This is a genomic window from Paenalicyclobacillus macrosporangiidus (assembly GCF_900116805.1).
Taxonomy (GTDB): Bacteria; Bacillota; Bacilli; order Alicyclobacillales; family Alicyclobacillaceae; genus Alicyclobacillus_H; species Alicyclobacillus_H macrosporangiidus.
Genome location: NZ_FPBV01000002.1, coordinates 151,588 through 168,672 on the forward strand (window position 1 = coordinate 151,588; position 17,085 = coordinate 168,672).

Genomic DNA, 17,085 nt, shown 5'->3' on the forward strand with positions numbered 1-17,085 from the left:
ATCCCTCCTCCCGGCGCTTATCGCTCCAACACCTGGGTCGTCAGCATGGCCTTCGCGCTGAAGTCCTGCCCCGCGTACACTTCGACGTCCACCTTGGCGAAGCGGCGCCCGAAGTCGAGGATGCGGGCGCGCACCTCCAGCCGCGCGTCCACAGGGACTGGTTTCATGAAGTACAGCGTGACATTCTCCACCACCATGTCCACCTTGCGGTTGCGCTGCAGGCAGGCGAGCGCGCAGTTCTCAATCAGCACCATCAGCGGCCCCGTCGCCAGGGTCCCCGTGGCGCCCGTCATCTGCGCCGTGACTTCGCCCACCACGGAGAGGGTCCGGTCGTCGTGGTGAACCTCCTCGAACCCGCGCAGGACGATGCCTTCCACCGTCTCGCTCATCTGCGGCTGCCGGCTGGTCAGCTGCAGCGCGCGGATGACGTCCTGGCGGCTCAGCACGCCGACCAGGCGCTTGTTCTGCACCACCGGCATTAGCTCGATGTCCTCCCACACCATCTGGTGCGCGGCCGACGCGATGGGGGTCTTCAAGGAAACGGTGTGCGGGTTGCGCGACATCACCTGCTCCACCGGCGTGTCCGGCGCGGACTCCGCCACGTCGCGGGCGGTGACGATACCGACCACCCGGCCCGCGTCGTCCACCACCGGGAAACGGCTGTGCCCGCTCTTCTCGGCGATGTCCAGGTAATCGCGCACCGTGGCGCGCCGGGGCAGGACCGCCAACTGCTGGTTGCTAAGGACGTCCTCGACGAAGACGATGTCTTTTTTGATGAGCCGGTCATAGATGGCGCGGTTGATGAGCGTGGCCGTGGTGAAGGTGTCGTAGGTACAGGAGATGATCGGCAGTTGCCGCTCGTTGGCGAGCCGCTGCACCTCCTCCGACGCGGTGAAGCCACCCGTGATGAGCACCGCCGCACCGTGTTCCAGCGACATGCGCTGCACCTGTTCCCGGTTGCCAACAATCATCAGGCTCCCCGGTTCGATGTAACGCACCGCCGCCTCGAGCTGCATGGCGCCGATGACGAACTTGTTCAGCGTTTTGTACAACCCGTCGCGCCCGCCGAGCACCGTGCCGTCGACGATGCCGACCACCTCGGCAAACGTCAGGCGCTCGATGTGCTTCTTCTGCGGCCGCTCGATGCGCACCGTTCCGATCCGATCGATGGCGCTGACCAACCCTTGCAGCTCGGCCTCCTTGATGGCCCGGTACGCGGTGCCCTCGCTAACCCGCAGGGTGCGCGCGACCCCGCGCACGCTGATGCGCGCGCCAATCGGCAAGGATTCGATGTAGGACAAGATCTGCTCGTGTTTGGTGCCCATGCCGTCCTCCGTCCCCGCGCCGTACGCGGCCGGCGCGGCGGAAGTGTCCACTTCCCTTCCCATTATACATCGCACCCGCGGCGCCCGCCGAACGGGGCACAGACGGAGCACCGGAGAGGTAACCGTGAATTTGATGTGATTGGAACAGATAGGCAGGACAATACGAAACCATTTCAACGTATTTTCGTTCATGACATCAGAATACAGTGAAAAATTTCATTTATTGCCGGCCGTCGAAAGCCAATCAGCGCCTCCGTGGGCCCCGATAAGTCGAAAACCGTTCCTACATGTGTCCCGAGGCGTTCGCATAAGTGCGAATCGGTTGCAAATCTCTGTGAGCCTGGTCAATTGAACACCATTTTGTTCACAACCGCGTTGGGCGCGGCGCCCGCGGGCCCGTCCACACGCCCCATGACACCCAGAAAACACCGTGCGAACGCGACATGCGTCCGGCCCCTGTTCCTGTTACACTAAGGTCGATCCCGGGGTCTCCCCGGACTGCTGTCAAGGAGGGAAACGGGTGCAGTCGCCTCGCCTGCCGCGCATCGACGTCAATGACGTGTTCCACCCGAAAGGGCACTGGTTGTTCGTCTATTCCGTGCGCATCGTGATCATCCTCGCCGGTTGCCTCATCGGCGCCGTCGCGGTCAACAGCTTCCTCGCCCCCGCCCGCATCTTGCCCGGCGGCGTGACGGGCATCGCGCAGCTGCTGTATTATTTCCTGCACGTGCCCATCGGGGCCGTCTACTTTCTGCTCAACATCCCGCTGTTCGTCCTGGGGTACCGGTTTCTCGGGAAGCGGTTCGTGCTGCTCACCGGGATCGCGGTGGTGGCCTTCTCGGCCTTCACCGACCTGGTGCACCTCGGGTTCCATCTGCCCACCACCGATCCGCTGCTCATCAGCCTTTACGGCGGCGTCCTGCTCGGCATCTCGTCCGGGCTCATCATCCGGGTCGGGGGATCGTCCGGGGGCACGGATATCCTCAGCCTCGCCATCAACCGGGTGACGGGCCGCAGCGTCGGCGGCGTGTCGTTTGGCATCAATCTGCTGATTGTGCTCGCGTCGATGTCCGTCTTCGGCGTCCAGGCGGGCCTGTATTCCCTGGTGTCGATGTTCGCCACCTCGCGCGTCATCAACACCCTGATGAACTTCCAGAACCGCAAGACCGCGCTGATTGTCAGCCCGCGCGCCCCGGAGATCGCCCGCGCCATCGGCACGCGGCTGGGGCGGGGCAGCACGCTCATCCAGGCGTCCGGCACCTACACCAACGCCGCCACCGGCGTGCTGATGTGCGCCCTGACCCACTTCGAGCTGTCGGAGCTGCGGGCCATCTGCACCGAGATCGATCCGCACGTCTTCATCTCCGTCCTCGAGACGACGGAGATTGTGGGTCACTTCCGCCGCCTGCCGGATTGAGCGCCCCCGTCCCCGTCCCCGTCCCCGTCCCCGCCTCCGTCTCGCGGCCCGCCGCCCGCGGGACGCCGCACAGAGCCACGGCCGCTACGGCCACCACGCCCGCCGGAAGGGGCTGCTGGACCGCCTCGTCCGGCCGGTTGGCGGGCGTTTAACGCCTCTCATTTTTGTCTATAACGAGACTGTAAAGACCAACCAGAACTCGTACTGGAATGCGAAGGAGGGTCTCGCGATGAGGCAGATCCCGTCGACCGTCGTGGCGTGCGCACTGCTCATCATCTTCGCGTCCTGGCCGACCGTGCGGACGTGGGCGGAATTAGGAATGATTCAACACTACCTGACCCACGCCCTGTACGGTCTGGCCGGGGTGCTGTTCGGTCTGCAGACGGCATGGTGGGCCCACGCCAGCGACGTGATCGCCCAACCCGAGGAGAGGGGGATCAGCTCGTGAAGCGAACGGTGGGACAGGCCACCCTGTGTGCCTACATCGGGGTGGTGCTGCTGTTGGCCGGTTTCTTCCCGGGGCTGCCGGACACGCTGCCCGACTACCGGTTGGTGCACGCCGTCTGGCACGTGATGGTGTTCGTCGGCGCCGCGCTGTTGGTGTACGGGCTGGAAACCCTGCGCCTGCTGGCGCGCCGCCACCGCCGGATGACGTCGTGACCTCCGGCGCAGGACCCGCAGGGCCGGACGGGGGACACCCCGGCCGGCAGCCCTTGACTCGTGCCCTCTCTTCCCTCGCTCCCGCGCGGGTGTCGCACACGCGACCCCGCGCATTTGCTTTTCTCCCCCAGGCCCCCACCCTCACAACGCCCCGTGCCCTGGCGAAGCTATGAGTGTCTCGCGCGAGACGGACGAAATTCAGGAGGATATAACCGTGAAGCGATGGAAGCCAAACTCAGCCGCCAAGGGCTGGACCCTGGCCATCGCCGCGGTGATGGCAGCCACCCTCTGGGGCTGCGGAGGATCCCACACGGGAGCGGGCAAGGCGGACGCGCCCGGTTCGGGGACGGCGCCGGCCAGCAACGCCGCCGGAGCTGCGGCGAACGCCGCCGCGTCCACCACCATCACCCAGGCGGAGAGCAACCTGGCGGCGGGCGGATCAGGCAAAGTCCCCGCTCAGCAGCAGCAAAAGGCCCAAAATTCTATCAACCAGTTGGTGTCTGCCATCAATCAGATTCACGATTAAGGTCTGAAGGAGGAGAATGCAAAGCATGAAATCCCGGTTGACCCTGACCGCGACGGCCTTGATGGCCCTGTCCAGCGCCGCTGCCTTCACGGTGCCCGGCGTCGCCTTCGCGAACGAGCGCACCGCCCACTACACGACTACGGACGGCAATGTGACCCTGTACAGCCTTCTCGACGGCCACCTGTCCTCTGGTTCGGCGCAGGGTTGCGATCAGGATCACCAGAACACCAGCGGCAAACACGACAAGACGGACGCCTCGTCGGCGAAAGCCGCCAAGACGTCCGACGCCCACGGCAAGGATGCGAACAAACAGAAGGACGAGAAGGCCCCGGTTCACCAGGATCACGGATGGCACCTGGGCGCGCTGTGGGGCGGGCTCCTGGGCGCCGCCGCAGGCGCGCACGGAAACGTCACGGTCAGCGTGAGCAACACCGTGAGCAATACCGCCGGCAACGACGCGGGCAACACGGAAGGCAACACGCAGAACGCGAGCACGGGGACGTCCAACCAGACCGGTACGGATTCGTCCGACGCCACCCGCCGGGCGGCGGTCCAGGCGCTGCAACAGGCGCTGGCGGCCCTGCACCGGGATCAAAAGGCGGAACAGGCGGCGCATCAACAGTTGGTCGCGTCCGCGCGCCAGTTCATCCAGGCGATGCAGCTCGCCGTGGCCGCCGGCGACACGAACGCCGTGGACACGGGCATGAACCAGATGACGTCCATCCTGAAAAGCCTCAACGATGCGCTCAAAGCCCAATCGGACGCTGACGCGAACGCCCAGACGGGCGACCAGGCGCAGGCCAAAGGCGACCTGCAGAAGGCGCTCGCGGCCATCGCCGCCGCCGATCAACGCGTGCAAGCCAAGACCAAGGCCATGCAGCAAGCGGCGCAGCAGCTCGCCGCGTTGGCGCAACAGGTCCGCCAGTCGGCCTGGAATACCCTGCAAGCGAGCGGTACCGCCGCTGGCAACACGTCGGCCAGCGTGAGCACTTCTGCGGGCGGCAACACGGTCTCCGGCAACACGTCTGCGAGCGGGAGCGCCGCGGGCAACGGCACTGGCGGCAACGTGACCATCACGGCGGTCGGATCCACCTCGTCCGGGAGCTGACCCGGGCGTTAGGGAGCCACGCGGAAACGCACAAAAATCCCCGGTCTATGCCGGGGATTTTTGTGTGCAAAGCCGCTCGTCAGCTTCTCTCGGCGTCCACGCGGGATCGCAGGGCCCGCGCCGCTGCCTCCGGATCGGGGGCGCTCATCACGGCCGACACCACCGCGATCCCGCTGGCGCCACAGCGCATCGGCTCCCCAGCATTGGCCAGGCCGATGCCCCCGATGGCCACCACCGGGATGCGGACGCTGCGCACGATCTCCGTCAGGCCGTCCAGGCCGGTGAATCCCGCATCCGGCTTCGACTGGGTCGGATACACCGCGCCCACGCCCAGGTAATCGGCCCCGTCCAGCTCGGCGGCGACGGCCTCTTCCACCGTCTCCGCCGATACGCCGATGACCTTCTCCGGACCCAACAATCGCCGTGCGTCCCGGCAGGAGATGTCGTCCTGGCCGACGTGCACCCCGTCGGCGTCGACGATGGCCGCGACGTCCACGCGATCGTTGATGAAAAACAACACCCCCGCCCGGCGCGTCAGCTCGCGCAGCGCCCGGCCCAGTTCCACGAACCGGCGCCCCAGCTCCTGCTTCCGTCGCAGCTGCACCGCCGTCGCGCCGCCTGCGATGGCCCGTTCCACGATGGGCAACAGCGCCTCCCCGTCCGGGCGCTCATCCGTCACCACGTACAGCTTGAGCGCCTGCTGAAGCCGGGCCGGGTCGCGCCACCCCGCACCCACGGTGCCGGCACGCCCCGTCATGCCGGGAGCACCTCGATCTTCGCCACCTCGCTAACGTACGCGCCGTCCAGGTGGTACAGGGCATCGAACAAAGCCGCCTGGAAGGTGCCCGGCCCCTGTGCCTTGTCGGCCGCCAGTTCGCCGGCGACGTTGTAGCACGTCAGCGCGGCCACCGCCGCCTCCGCGTACGCCGCCGCGTCCTGCCCGCGGCCGGCCGCCGCCGCGAAGGCGCCGAGAATGGCCGTGGCCACGCACCCGGAACCCGTGATGGCCGCCATCAGCGGGTGGCCGTTGGAGAGGGCCCACACCCGCTCGCCGTCCGTGACGTAATCCGTCGGCCCTGTGGCGATCACGCAGCACCCGTGCGCGCTGGCGTACCGGCGCATGGCCTCCGGCAACCCGGACGCCGCCCCCTGGCTGTCGACCCCTTTGACCTCGCCGCCCGCGCCGAGGAGCACCCCGATCTCCCCCGCGTTGCCGCGCAGGATCGCGAGCTGCAGCTCCCCGGTGAGGCGTTCGGCCACCTCGTTGCGGTAAGGCGTGGCGCCGACGCCGACCGGATCGAACACCACCGGCACCCCGGCCGCATTGGCCGCCTGGCCAGCGATCCGCATTGCCTCCACCACATCCTCGTCGAGGGTGCCCATGTTCAGCGCAAGCGCCCCGGCGATGCGCGCCATGTCGGCCACCTCCTGCTTGGCGTACGCCATCACCGGCGACGCCCCGATGGCCAGCAGGCCGTTGGCCGCCACGTTGGTCACCACCAGGTTGGTGATGTTGTGCACCAGCGGGCGCTCCCGGCGCACTTTGTCCAGCCACGCCGCCACATCCACGGTCGTCATTTAACATCCTCCCTCCAGGCGTTCCCACTGCCCGTCCACCAGGCGATAGGCGCCGCCCGCTTGAATGCCCGCGGCCAGCGTGGGCCGTACGGAGTGATCCGTGGGCCCGTGCCCGGCGCCCACATCCCAATCGGCGGCCGACGCGATGGCCGCGTAGATAAACGCTTTCGCGGAGGCGATGGCCTCGGCGTCGCTCCACCCCAACGCCAGGCCCGCCGCCGTGGCCGAACTGAACGTGCAGCCCGTGCCGTGGGTCTTGCGGCTGGAGACCCGCGGAGTCGCCAGGTACGTGAATCGGTCGCCGTCGTATACGATGTCCACCGCGTGCCCCTGAGTTTCCAGGCTGTCCCACGGCGCGTCTTTGAGCCAAGCGGCCTGGCTGTGGCCGCCCTTGATGACGACCACCTTTGGCCCGAGCCGGTGCAACGCCTCCGCCGCCCGGTGACACGCCGACCACGAATCCACGGGGAACCCGGCCAGCACCTCCGCTTCCGGGATGTTCGGCGTCACCACGCGCGCCAGCGGCAGGAGCCGCTGCCGCAGGGTCGCCACCGCGTCGCCGTCGATGAGCGCCTCGCCGCCTTTGGCGACCATCACCGGATCGACGACCAACCGATCCACGCCAGCCACCGCCAGACGGCCCGCGACGACGGAGATGATCTCGGCGCTGCCGAGCATGCCCGTCTTGACGGCGTCCGCCCCGATGTCGCCGAGGACGCTGTCCAACTGCTGTTGGACGAACGCGGGATCGACGTACTGCACGCCCTGCACCCCGAGCGTGTTCTGCGCCGTGAGCCCGGCGATGACCGACGCCCCGTACACCTCATACGCGGCGAAGGTCTTCAGGTCCGCTTGGATGCCGGCGCCCCCGCCGGAGTCCGACCCCGCGATGGTCAACGCCCGCACCACATGCCCCGATGCGGTGATCCGCATGTCTGCCCCTCCTGTCCCTGACACCTGTGCACAGCCGAAATGTACCGCACCCACCGCGCGGTTGCAATGACGTGCGGGTGGGGTGCATCGCTCCGCTTCTGCTCCGCAAGCCGCTGCGCGATGCACCCCACCCCCTTAGCCGTTGCGTGGGCGGTTCATCACCGCTTCGCGCTGTGCCCCACTCCCTCGCAGGCGGCGTGGGCGTTTCGCTTCGTTTGTGCTGCGCAAGACACTTCGCGAAACGCCCACGCAGCACAGATGGAGTCGCCTTCGCCGCCTCAGCAGACGCCATCCCCTTCGGCAAGGGTGGGGCGCGGCGCTCCGCTTGTGCTGCGCAAGCCGCTCCGCGCCGCGCCCCATCCGCAGAAAAAAAATCACCTACCACACGGTAGGTGTGCGAAAGACACGCAATACAGGGGTTAGGTACAGTGCTACGAGAGACAGTATAGCGAGGACGCCCGCCATGCGCATGGGACCTTGGGCCCATCTTTCCTTAAGTTTCGATTGATTGTACTGGACTTGATAAAGTAATTTTCTTCCTCACCGAACCACAACCCGCGTCGTCCCCGCCATCCCAGACGGGCTTTGCGCGCGGCGCAGCCCGGCACGGTGCCGACGCGGCCGGTTGCCGCGCCGGTGCCGCAAGGAGAAAGCGGAGCAGGGGTTAGGCACTCGGGAACAGGTCCGAGGACAGGTACCGCTCGCCGGTATCGGGCGCCAGCCACAGCACGCGCTTGTCGCGCGGGAGCCCGGCCGCGATGCGCACTGCGTGGAACGCCGCCGCGGCCGCCGACGCGCCGACCAGGATGCCCTCTTCCGCCGCCAGGCGGCGCGCCATCCGCTGGGCGTCGTCGTCCTCAATCAACAGGACCTCGTCGTAGATCTCCCGGTTCAAGATGGCCGGGATGAATCCCGGGCCCGTCCCCGGGATTTTGTGCGGTCCCGGCTGACCCCCGGACAATACGGGCGATCCCGCCGGCTCCACCACGTAGATCTTGAGCCCGGGGATCTTCTCCTTCAACACCTCGCCGGTGCCCGTGACCGTCCCGCCGGTGCCCGCCGTCAAGACGAACACGTCCAGTTTCCCGTCAAACGCCTTGAGGATCTCGAGGGCGGTGGTGTTCCGGTGCGCATCCGGGTTGGCCGGGTTCTCGAACTGCATCGGGATGAAACTGTCCGGGATCTCGGCGGCCAGGCGGTTGGCCTCCTCGATGGCGCCCGTCATCCGCTTCGACGCGGGCGTCAGCACCACCTTCGCCCCGTAGGCCTTGAGCAGTTTCACCCGTTCCTCGGTGGCGTTGTCGGGCATCGTGATGATGCACGGATAGCCTTTGGCGGCGCACACCATCGCCAGGCCGATGCCGGTGTTGCCGGATGTCGGCTCGACGATGGTCGTCTTGCCCGGGGTGATCTTGCCCTCCTGCTCGGCGCGCAGGATCATGTTGAGCGCCGCCCGATCCTTCACGCTCCCGCCCGGGTTGAACGACTCCAGTTTGGCGAACACCTGGGCGCCGTTCGGATCCGGGATCCGATTCAGCCGGACGACGGGCGTGTTGCCCACGAGATCGAGCACGGAATCGTACAGTTTTTGTTCCATCGATACACGCTCCCATCCAATGACGGTGACGGGGCTATCATACCACTTCCTGCCTCGGCGAATCACACCGGTCCCCCGGCGGACGCCGGACAGATCCCAGCGCTCACGAACCGAATCGTTTGCCAGGAGAAGTCCGAAGATTCCCCCTTGCCAACCGTCTTGATTCATTGTAGATTATACCTGTAAGTCCACCCGGAAAATAGATTATTCTCACGGGCATCCTGCGAAACGCAAGGAGGGGATTCTCTTGTCCAACACCTTCCAGGACGCACTCGTCTCCACCGACTGGGTCGCGGCCCACAAGGACGACCCGAATGTCCGCCTCGTCGAGGTCGACGTGGACACCAGCGCCTACGACTCCGGCCATATCGAAGGCGCCATCGCGTGGAACTGGACGACGCAATTGAACGACCAGGTGCGCCGCGACATCCTCAGCCGCGACCAACTGGAGGCGTTGCTCGGCCAGTCGGGCATCACGCGCGACACGCTCATCGTGCTGTACGGGGACAACAACAACTGGTTCGCCGCGTACGCTTACTGGCAATTGAAGATCTTCGGCCACGAACCGGTCAAACTGATGAACGGCGGCCGCAAGAAGTGGGAACTGGAAGGCCGGCCGTTCGTCAAGGACGTCCCCCAGGTGCAGCCCGTCACCTACCAGGCCAAGGAGCCCGACTTCGCCATCCGGGCGAAACAGCCGGACGTGGCCGCGACCATCGGCCAGAGCGGGTACGCGCTGGTCGACGTGCGCAGCCCGCAGGAATTCACCGGCGAGGTCATCGCCCCGCCGGGCATGACGGAGACGGCCCAGCGCGGCGGCCACATCCCCGGCGCCATCAACATCCCGTGGGCGCAGGCGGTCAACGAGGACGGTACCTTCAAGTCTCCGGATGAACTGCGCGCGCTCTACGAGAGCAAGGGCGTCACGCCGGACAAGGATGTCATCACCTACTGCCGCATCGGCGAGCGGTCGGCGCACACCTGGTTCGTTTTGCGGGAGCTGCTCGGGTATCCGAAGGTGCGCAACTACGACGGGTCCTGGACCGAGTGGGGCAGCATGGTCGGCACGCCTATTGAGAAGTGAGCGGTATGCCAAATTACGCACGCGTCTCGGACCTCCCCATCGCAGCGCAGTTGTACGCGCAGGTCGCATCCGGGGAGAAACCGGAGAAGGCGCAGGTCTTCTTCGACGCCGCGGTCTTGAACAAGTACCGCGAGGCCGGCGGATACCGCATCATCCGCACGAACACCTCAGGGCGCATCAGCAAACCCGGCGGCTGGAGCCTGGATTTCGGCATCAGCGGTGAAGGAGACAGCATCCTGCACATCCCGGTGGAGTCGCTGGTTCACCGCATTCCGGAGGCGGAGAAATCCCACTGGTTGGCGCACCTCATCACGCTGCCCGTCAGCGCCAACTTCCTCAAAGGGCTCATCCGCCCCGGCTGCCTGGACGACGGTGACATCCGGACGTGGTGATCCCACGCCGGCCGCCCCTGCCCGCATCGCGCGCAGGGGCGAGCCCGGCAGCGGATCGATGGCATCCATCGTGGAACTGCCGGATGACAGCGGATCGTTGGCGTCCATTGTGGAGCTGCCGAAATGCGGCCGGCCCTGTGATGTGCGCAGTGAAGGATGAAGGACCCCAACGCGTGAAATGGATGTAGACAGGCCAGCCCCTCCCCAATGGGGCGGGCTGGCCTCTTTGTCTTCCGGCCGTTTCCCTTTGGCGTGATCCACTCGCCGCCGATCCAGTCGCGGGTCTGCGTCATGTGTCCCTCGACGATATACGTCATGCTCGCGCGATCTCACGTCAACGGTGCGGGATTGAACAGGCACAAGTCATTCTGCAAGCCCCATCGCTCCGCCCATGTCCGCCTCTTCCCACTCGCGACTTCCAAAATGAAGTTGAAAATCTCCCACCCGACGTCCTCTATGGATCGTTCGCCCGTGGCGATGGTCCCCGCATTCACATCAATCAAATCGCTCCAGTGATCGGCCAACGCGGTGCGCGTAGAGACCTTCACGACTGGGGCCATCGCCAAACCGTACGGTGTACCCCTGCCGGTGGTGAATACGTGCACATTCATGCCGGCTGCCAACTGCAGTGTGCCACAGACGAAATCGCTCGCCGGAGTGGCCGCGAAGATGAGTCCGCTTCGCGTCGCTTTTTCCCCTGGCGCAAGCACGTCCACGATAGCCGTCGTTCCCGACTTCGCAATCGATCCGAGCGACTTCTCCACGACGTTCACCAGTCCGCCCCGTTTGTTCCCGGGCGATGGATTTGCACTGCGGTCGGCACCGCCTTGGCGCAGATACTCGTCATACCATTTCATTTCTCGAATCAACTTTCGTCCGACTTCCACATTCGCCACCCGCGGCGTGAGCAAGTGGACCGCGTCCCGTACCTCCGTGACCTCGGAAAAGAGCACGGTCGCTCCGGCACGTACCAACAGGTCGGCCGCGTAGCCCACCGCAGGATTCGCCGTGACACCCGAAAATGCGTCACTTCCCCCGCACTGGAGTCCGACCACCAACCCCGACGCTGGACAGGCCACACGGCGTCTGCGATTGAGGCGCGTCAGCCGTTCTTCGGCCATGTTCATGATCTGCTCTATCATGCCTGAAAAACCCTTGTGATCCTGAAGCGACACGATATTGGATGGAACGCCGGGTGTCACCCGTTCGGGCAACAGTTTCTCGCACCCCAGACCAACTGTCATGATCTCTCCGCCGAAATTTGGGTGAGTCGCGAGGTTCGCAAGCGTCCGTATGGGAATGATGGCATCTGGCGCATCGATGGCGACACCGCATCCGTACGCATGGGTGATCGCCACCACGTCGTCCACATTCGGGTACTTTGGCAACAGTTCCTGTCGAATCCGTCGGACGGCGTACTCCAAGACCCCCGTGACGCATTGCACACTTGTGATGATCCCCAAGAGATTCCGGGTGCCGACACGCCCGTCCGGGTTCCTGTATCCTTCGAACGTGTACCCCTCCAACGGAGGCATTGGTTCGGGCACACGCGTGGCCAACGGTAACTCATCCAGCTCGGGAGGCATCGGTGTCCTCACCGCGGATACGTCAACCCAGCTGCCCCGTGGAAGCGAACGCGTTGCGTATCCAATGATCTCACCGTAGCGGACAATCGGCTCATGCTCTTCGATGTCGGTCAAAGCCACCTTATGCCCTTGAGGTACGTGGCTGAGCAACCGCAACCCGGAGGGGAACACCGTTCCCTCCGGCAATCCACCCGTATTGACGACAATGGCGACGTTGTCGCTCGGATGCACCTGAATATATCTGGGTTCATCTATTGCTGATGGAACGCGGATTGTCACTGAGGTACACTCCCTCTAGTCGGAACGAGGCTGCTGAAGCAGCTTTTGACGAACGAAATTGAGATGTCGGTACATCTGCCGGAAGGACTCGTACGGGTCGTGCTTGCACAACGCCTCGTAAATCGCCTCGTGGTGCTGTACCGTGCGCTCCCGTTCGCGAATCCGGATCAAGCTGTCCGTTTTTGCATGCGCGATCAACAGCGAATCAATCATTCCCTGCACAACGGGATTGTCAGCGCTCTGCGCAATGATCCGATGGAACTCCCGGTCATACTCTCCATAGTTGTTGTCTTTGCTGTCCGCGATCTTTTGAATCGTCTCCTTCAATCGATTCAACTCTTCATCACTGATCTTCTCCGCGGCAATGGTAATCAACCCCAACTCGAGGGCCATGCGCGCCTCCACGAGCGCCGGAAGATTGTCAACAGACAACGCCAACATCACCGAGAAAGGGTGACTACCAATCTTGTCGTTAAAATAGGTGCCTCCACGAGGTCTGCGGGTGATAATGCCGAGTGTCTCGAGCGCACTCAAAGCCTCTCGGAGCACCGGACGGCTGACCTCCAGCTTCTCCATCAGTTCCATCTCGGTCGGCAATTTGTCACCCGGTTTCAACTGGCCGCTGCTCAGCAGCTGAATGATGCGATCCACCACTTGCCTGGATAGGGTGCGTCGGTGAACGGACTTGACCACAATATCAGCAGCGTCCCCCAATGAGATCCCTCATTCCGGTCGCGATATTCGGTTTTAATGTAAGACAAATCCCGACCGGTTACAAGTTACCGCACGAGAGCGGGTCTCTTGGGGTCAAAACGCCAGTTCGGAATGAGATACTGCATGGCCACTGAGTCATCCCTTGAACCAAGTCCCGCTTTCCTGTACAACTGGTGCGCTTTTTCAACCTGTTGCATATCCATCTCGATGCCCAGTCCCGGCCGATCGGGGACAGTCACAAATCCGTTCACAATCTGCAGCGGCTCCTTGGTCAAGCGCTGCCCGTCCTGCCAAATCCAGTGCGTGTCGATCGCCGTGATGGAGCCGGGGGCCGCTGCGGCCACGTGGGTAAACATTGCCAACGAAACGTCAAAGTGATTATTCGAATGCGATCCCCAAGTCAACCGCCACGCCTGACACAGCTGCGCGACACGCACAGAACCCTGCATGGTCCAGAAGTGCGGATCCGCGAGCGGAATGTCAATTGCACTCAATTGCACGGCGTGGCCGAGTTGCCGCCAGTCGGTCGCCACCATGTTCGTGGCTGTGGGCAACCCCGTGGCACGTTTGAATTCGGCCATCATTTCCCGCGCTGAGTATCCGTCTTCGGCACCACACGGGTCCTCCACGTAGGCCAAAATATCGTGCCGGTTGCGGCAGAGTTCAATCGCTTCCTGCAAGGACCAGGCACCGTTCGGGTCCAGCGTAATACGCGCATGGGGAAAGCGCCTGGCGAGCGACTCGATTGCTTCCATCTCACGATGACCTTCAAACACGCCCCCTTTCAACTTGAAGTGACGGAACCCGTATCGCGCCGCCGCCGCTTCCGCCAGGCGGACAATGTCCTCCGCCGTCAGAGCGGGTTCACGTCGCAAACGGAACCATTCGTCTTGTGCGTCCTGTTCGCTCAGATAAGGTAGATCCGTCTTGTTGCGATCGCCGACGTAAAACAGGTATCCCAAGACCTCGACCTGATCACGTTGTTTGCCCTCGCCCAACAGCGACGCGACCGGAACCTCCAGATACTGCCCCAATAAGTCGAGCATCGCCGCCTCGACCGCGGTCATGGCGTGGATGGTGGCGCGTTGATCAAACGTCTGTAGCCCGCGTCCCGCGGAGTCACGATGGCCAAAACGACGCTGGATTTCCTTCAAAACCTCAAGATACTTTCCGACAGACTGACCGATGACCAGTGGTTTTGCGTCCTCCAATGTCTGTCGGATGTGCTCCCCACCGGGAACTTCTCCAACGCCAGTGTGTCCAGCGGAATCCTTTAAAAGGACAAGATTACGTGTAAAGAACGGACCATGCGCACCGCTTAAATTCAGGAGCATGCTGTCATAGCCCGCCACCGGGATCACGTTCATGAGTGTGATGACGGGTGTCCGTTCCTTGTGTGTGTCGACTTCATGAAAGTCCGTCCGTTCCAACAACCTTATCCCCACCCAATCGTGTAGAATTTAACTTGATGTCAAGTAGGGTACTGTAAGGATGTGAGGGGACGCTTGTCAGCTCCCCACGTGCACAGGATTCGAACCGAGAGGCGACTCTTCGGGAACTTCCAATCGTTCCACAGGACGCACGACGAACAGGTAACACAGCGCGGCGACAATGACGACCACCGCGATGAAGATAAACACCCCGTTGAAAGAGTGCGTCGTGTTCAGGATATACCCGACCAACAACGGGATGACGATCCCGGCGAGGTTCCCGGCGGTGTTAAACAGACCCCCGCTAAAGCCGATGAGTTTCTTCGGAGCCATGTCACCCACCAAGCTCCAGGTCAACCCCGCCATACCTTTGGCAAACACTGACGTCGCCATAATCAACACGACTGCGATCGTAGAGTTGACGAAGTTTGCCAGAACGATGACGCTGGACAGCAGAAAGCCGATGATGATCGGGGTTTTGCGCGCAACACCGAGGGATTTTCCGCTTTTCAGCAGCAGGTCGGAGATATAACCACCCACAATTCCACCCACGAATGCGGCCAAGTACGTAATGGACGTCATAAATCCGGCCTTCAGGATGGACATATGACGTGTTTGTACCAGATAAGTCGGGAACCAGGTTAAAAAGAAGTAGACGATTGTATTCAGCGCGAATTGCGCGATATAGATGCCGATCATCTGTCGATTAGTCAACAGGAACCGCACGTGCGCCCATGTCACCTTTTCCTGCCCTTGAACATTGGCCAGGCCGCCGCCTTCCACGATATGATCAATCTCCGCTTGATTCACTCGCGGGTGATCCTGTGGATCTCGAACGAAGATGAACCAAATCACGGCCAGCACGATACCCGCAATCCCGGCGACACTGAACATCGAGTGCCAACCGAACTTTGTGAGAATCCAAGCCATCACGGGTGTGAACAGCGCCAATCCAAAATATTGGGCCGAGTTATAGATCATCACGGCGCGTCCACGTTCTTGTTGAGGGAACCACATGGTCGTCAGACGGCTGTTGCCTGGAAATGATGGCGCTTCCGCGAGGCCCAGCAAGACACGCAGAATGAGCAACACGAGAAAGCTGGTGGCAAACCCTTGGAGCAAAGTGCACACCGACCACACCAGCAATCCGACCCCGTAAACCCTGCGGGTACCGAACCTGTCCAACAACCACCCGCCCGGGATTTGCATCACCACATAGGCCCAGCTGAACCCAGACAGAATGACCCCCATCAAAACCGAGTCAATGACGAGTTCCTTTTTTAATGTGGGCACGGCCAAACTGATAATGGAACGGTCAATGTAGTTGACAGCGGTTACAATGAACAGAATCGTTAAGATCACATAACGGACATTCGTCCTCTTCTGGATCTCGCGCACCGCGGCTCCCATTTGCATACCTCCTATCGCTGAGATGCGGGTCAGATCCCGATCTCCGTCATCGCCAGAAGCAAGGCCTTGATATAACCGACCGAGTATGCGTATCCGATATTTCCGTAACTCCAGTGAACACACGTGTTTGGCCAACCAGGACGGGTGTGATATTCTACGCCCTCAAGAATCGGAACGTGGTCCGGATTGAGACAACCGTCAAATCCCACCTTGCGCAGCTCGAGCAGAACCTTGAACATGTTTAGATCGCCGTCATCCAAGAGGGCTTCCTCAAACGCTTTCGCGGTGGGCAGGCTACCCCTAATATTCCGAAAGTGGACGAGGAATATCTTCCCTTTCCGTCCAAAGTTACGAATCTCGTCGAAAACAAGAGCGCTTCCGCCTTCCTCCGCACGGGTGCCTACGCAATACACATACCCCACATGCTTGCTGGGGAAGGCATCGATCACCCGGCGGTATCCCAGACCCCCGAATAACGTTCCGGGCAAGGGGACGTCGGATGGGTGGATGCCAAGCAACACACCGTGGTCCTCTGCCTCCGGTACCAACTGAGCATAGGCCCGACAGAAACGTTCCCAATATTTCCAGTATTCCTCCAACAACAACTCGGCGGAGGCCTCTTGCGCGATCATCTCCCCTCTCGCAATCATGCCGCCGCGTTGAACGGCGCGGTATTGTACAACGCGCTGCGGATGGGTATCCCCCGCAAAACGTTGCCTGGCAATCGGTATGCCCGCTTCCCCAAAGACCTTTAGAGCCATCACCGAGTTTTCGAGCTCGCGCTCAGACTCTGGTTCATTCTGCATATAGCCGAGAGACAAGTCCGGCAAGGTCACACGGTTGATGTCCATCCCGAAGGAGCGGATCCGGCGTTTCAACCGCAGCAGAGCATCTAGATCCGGATACCCCTGTTCCTTTACCCCCGGAAATGCGGAGCCATCCCCAAAATCAATGCAATCGACACCCAATTGACTCAGTTGCCTCAGATCCTTATCGGGCAAATCCGTGCTGTAACAAGTGATGGATACTTTCATGGCATGCGTCAC

At 62.8% G+C, this 17,085-nt stretch carries 17 protein-coding genes; 7 read left to right on the plus strand and 10 right to left on the minus strand.

Annotated elements, in window-relative coordinates; translation table 11 throughout:
• Window positions 1-17: 17 nt before the first annotated feature.
• Window positions 18-1,325, minus strand: a complete 1,308-nt coding sequence (locus BM357_RS03035; protein WP_074949715.1) for a DRTGG domain-containing protein — start codon at window positions 1,323-1,325, stop codon at window positions 18-20.
• A gap of 520 nt (window positions 1,326-1,845) precedes the next feature.
• Here BM357_RS03035 and BM357_RS03040 point away from each other — a divergent pair.
• From BM357_RS03040 to BM357_RS03060, 5 genes are all read left to right on the plus strand, one after another.
• On the plus strand, window positions 1,846-2,742 hold the full coding sequence (locus BM357_RS03040) for a YitT family protein (protein ID WP_245783809.1): 897 nt from the start codon (window positions 1,846-1,848) through the stop codon (window positions 2,740-2,742).
• Between the two features lie 229 nt (window positions 2,743-2,971).
• The gene (locus tag BM357_RS03045; protein ID WP_074949510.1) at window positions 2,972-3,190 is read left to right on the plus strand and encodes a hypothetical protein; all 219 of its coding nucleotides are present in this window, start codon (window positions 2,972-2,974) and stop codon (window positions 3,188-3,190) included.
• Complete coding sequence (locus BM357_RS03050; RefSeq protein WP_074949512.1) at window positions 3,187-3,402, plus strand: hypothetical protein; 216 nt, start codon at window positions 3,187-3,189, stop codon at window positions 3,400-3,402. Before BM357_RS03045 ends, BM357_RS03050 begins: the two co-directional genes overlap by 4 nt.
• A 214-nt stretch (window positions 3,403-3,616) precedes the next feature.
• On the plus strand, window positions 3,617-3,928 hold the full coding sequence (locus BM357_RS03055) for a hypothetical protein (protein WP_074949514.1): 312 nt from the start codon (window positions 3,617-3,619) through the stop codon (window positions 3,926-3,928).
• A gap of 25 nt (window positions 3,929-3,953) precedes the next feature.
• On the plus strand, window positions 3,954-5,036 hold the full coding sequence (locus tag BM357_RS03060; protein WP_074949516.1) for a hypothetical protein: 1,083 nt from the start codon (window positions 3,954-3,956) through the stop codon (window positions 5,034-5,036).
• Window positions 5,037-5,115: 79 nt separating this feature from the next.
• On the opposite strand, the gene thiE is transcribed toward BM357_RS03060, so the two are convergent.
• The 4 genes from thiE to cysK all read right to left on the minus strand — a co-directional run bounded on the left by thiE (window position 5,116) and on the right by cysK (window position 9,144).
• A complete protein-coding gene (gene thiE, locus BM357_RS03065; protein ID WP_083430121.1) occupies window positions 5,116-5,793 on the minus strand; it encodes a thiamine phosphate synthase in 678 nt (225 codons plus the stop codon).
• Window positions 5,790-6,614, minus strand: coding sequence for a hydroxyethylthiazole kinase (gene thiM, locus BM357_RS03070; RefSeq protein ID WP_074949518.1), 825 nt, complete (start codon window positions 6,612-6,614; stop codon window positions 5,790-5,792). Before thiM ends, thiE begins: the two co-directional genes overlap by 4 nt.
• On the minus strand, window positions 6,615-7,547 hold the full coding sequence (thiD, locus tag BM357_RS03075) for a bifunctional hydroxymethylpyrimidine kinase/phosphomethylpyrimidine kinase (protein WP_074949520.1): 933 nt from the start codon (window positions 7,545-7,547) through the stop codon (window positions 6,615-6,617).
• A gap of 664 nt (window positions 7,548-8,211) precedes the next feature.
• Window positions 8,212-9,144, minus strand: coding sequence for a cysteine synthase A (gene cysK, locus BM357_RS03080; RefSeq protein ID WP_074949522.1), 933 nt, complete (start codon window positions 9,142-9,144; stop codon window positions 8,212-8,214).
• 247 nt (window positions 9,145-9,391) lie between these two features.
• Between cysK and BM357_RS03085 the strand changes: the two genes are divergently transcribed.
• Both BM357_RS03085 and BM357_RS03090 read left to right on the plus strand, forming a co-directional pair.
• Window positions 9,392-10,228 (plus strand): sulfurtransferase, encoded by an 837-nt coding sequence (locus BM357_RS03085; RefSeq protein WP_175511424.1) that lies wholly within the window; start codon window positions 9,392-9,394, stop codon window positions 10,226-10,228.
• A 5-nt stretch (window positions 10,229-10,233) separates the two neighbouring features.
• A complete protein-coding gene (locus tag BM357_RS03090; protein ID WP_074949526.1) occupies window positions 10,234-10,620 on the plus strand; it encodes a hypothetical protein in 387 nt (128 codons plus the stop codon).
• A gap of 329 nt (window positions 10,621-10,949) precedes the next feature.
• Here the strand turns inward: BM357_RS03090 and garD are convergent, their stop codons facing one another.
• The 5 genes from garD to BM357_RS03115 form a co-directional block, all read right to left on the minus strand.
• Window positions 10,950-12,479 (minus strand): galactarate dehydratase, encoded by a 1,530-nt coding sequence (gene garD / locus BM357_RS03095; RefSeq protein ID WP_074949721.1) that lies wholly within the window; start codon window positions 12,477-12,479, stop codon window positions 10,950-10,952.
• 21 nt (window positions 12,480-12,500) lie between these two features.
• Complete coding sequence (locus BM357_RS03100) at window positions 12,501-13,199, minus strand: FadR/GntR family transcriptional regulator (RefSeq protein WP_074949528.1); 699 nt, start codon at window positions 13,197-13,199, stop codon at window positions 12,501-12,503.
• Between the two features lie 65 nt (window positions 13,200-13,264).
• Window positions 13,265-14,566, minus strand: coding sequence for an enolase C-terminal domain-like protein (locus BM357_RS03105; RefSeq protein WP_074949723.1), 1,302 nt, complete (start codon window positions 14,564-14,566; stop codon window positions 13,265-13,267).
• 141 nt (window positions 14,567-14,707) lie between these two features.
• The gene (locus tag BM357_RS03110; protein ID WP_074949530.1) at window positions 14,708-16,039 is read right to left on the minus strand and encodes an MFS transporter; all 1,332 of its coding nucleotides are present in this window, start codon (window positions 16,037-16,039) and stop codon (window positions 14,708-14,710) included.
• Window positions 16,040-16,068: 29 nt separating this feature from the next.
• Window positions 16,069-17,073 (minus strand): mannonate dehydratase, encoded by a 1,005-nt coding sequence (locus BM357_RS03115; protein ID WP_074949532.1) that lies wholly within the window; start codon window positions 17,071-17,073, stop codon window positions 16,069-16,071.
• Between the last annotated feature and the right edge of the window lie 12 nt (window positions 17,074-17,085).

Excerpts from the sequence above, each read along its gene's own strand:
- BM357_RS03035 (WP_074949715.1), bottom strand. The coding sequence starts at position 1,325 with ATGGGCACCAAACACGAGCAGATCTTGTCCTACATCGAATCCTTGCCG.
- BM357_RS03105 (WP_074949723.1), bottom strand. The coding sequence starts at position 14,566 with ATGAACGTGATCCCGGTGGCGGGCTATGACAGCATGCTCCTGAATTTA.
- cysK (WP_074949522.1), bottom strand. The coding sequence starts at position 9,144 with ATGGAACAAAAACTGTACGATTCCGTGCTCGATCTCGTGGGCAACACG.
- BM357_RS03110 (WP_074949530.1), bottom strand. The coding sequence starts at position 16,039 with ATGGGAGCCGCGGTGCGCGAGATCCAGAAGAGGACGAATGTCCGTTAT.
- BM357_RS03045 (WP_074949510.1), top strand. The coding sequence starts at position 2,972 with ATGAGGCAGATCCCGTCGACCGTCGTGGCGTGCGCACTGCTCATCATC.
- thiE (WP_083430121.1), bottom strand. The coding sequence starts at position 5,793 with ATGACGGGGCGTGCCGGCACCGTGGGTGCGGGGTGGCGCGACCCGGCC.
- BM357_RS03115 (WP_074949532.1), bottom strand. The coding sequence starts at position 17,073 with ATGAAAGTATCCATCACTTGTTACAGCACGGATTTGCCCGATAAGGAT.
- thiM (WP_074949518.1), bottom strand. The coding sequence starts at position 6,614 with ATGACGACCGTGGATGTGGCGGCGTGGCTGGACAAAGTGCGCCGGGAG.
- thiD (WP_074949520.1), bottom strand. The coding sequence starts at position 7,547 with ATGCGGATCACCGCATCGGGGCATGTGGTGCGGGCGTTGACCATCGCG.
- BM357_RS03090 (WP_074949526.1), top strand. The coding sequence starts at position 10,234 with ATGCCAAATTACGCACGCGTCTCGGACCTCCCCATCGCAGCGCAGTTG.
- BM357_RS03060 (WP_074949516.1), top strand. The coding sequence starts at position 3,954 with ATGAAATCCCGGTTGACCCTGACCGCGACGGCCTTGATGGCCCTGTCC.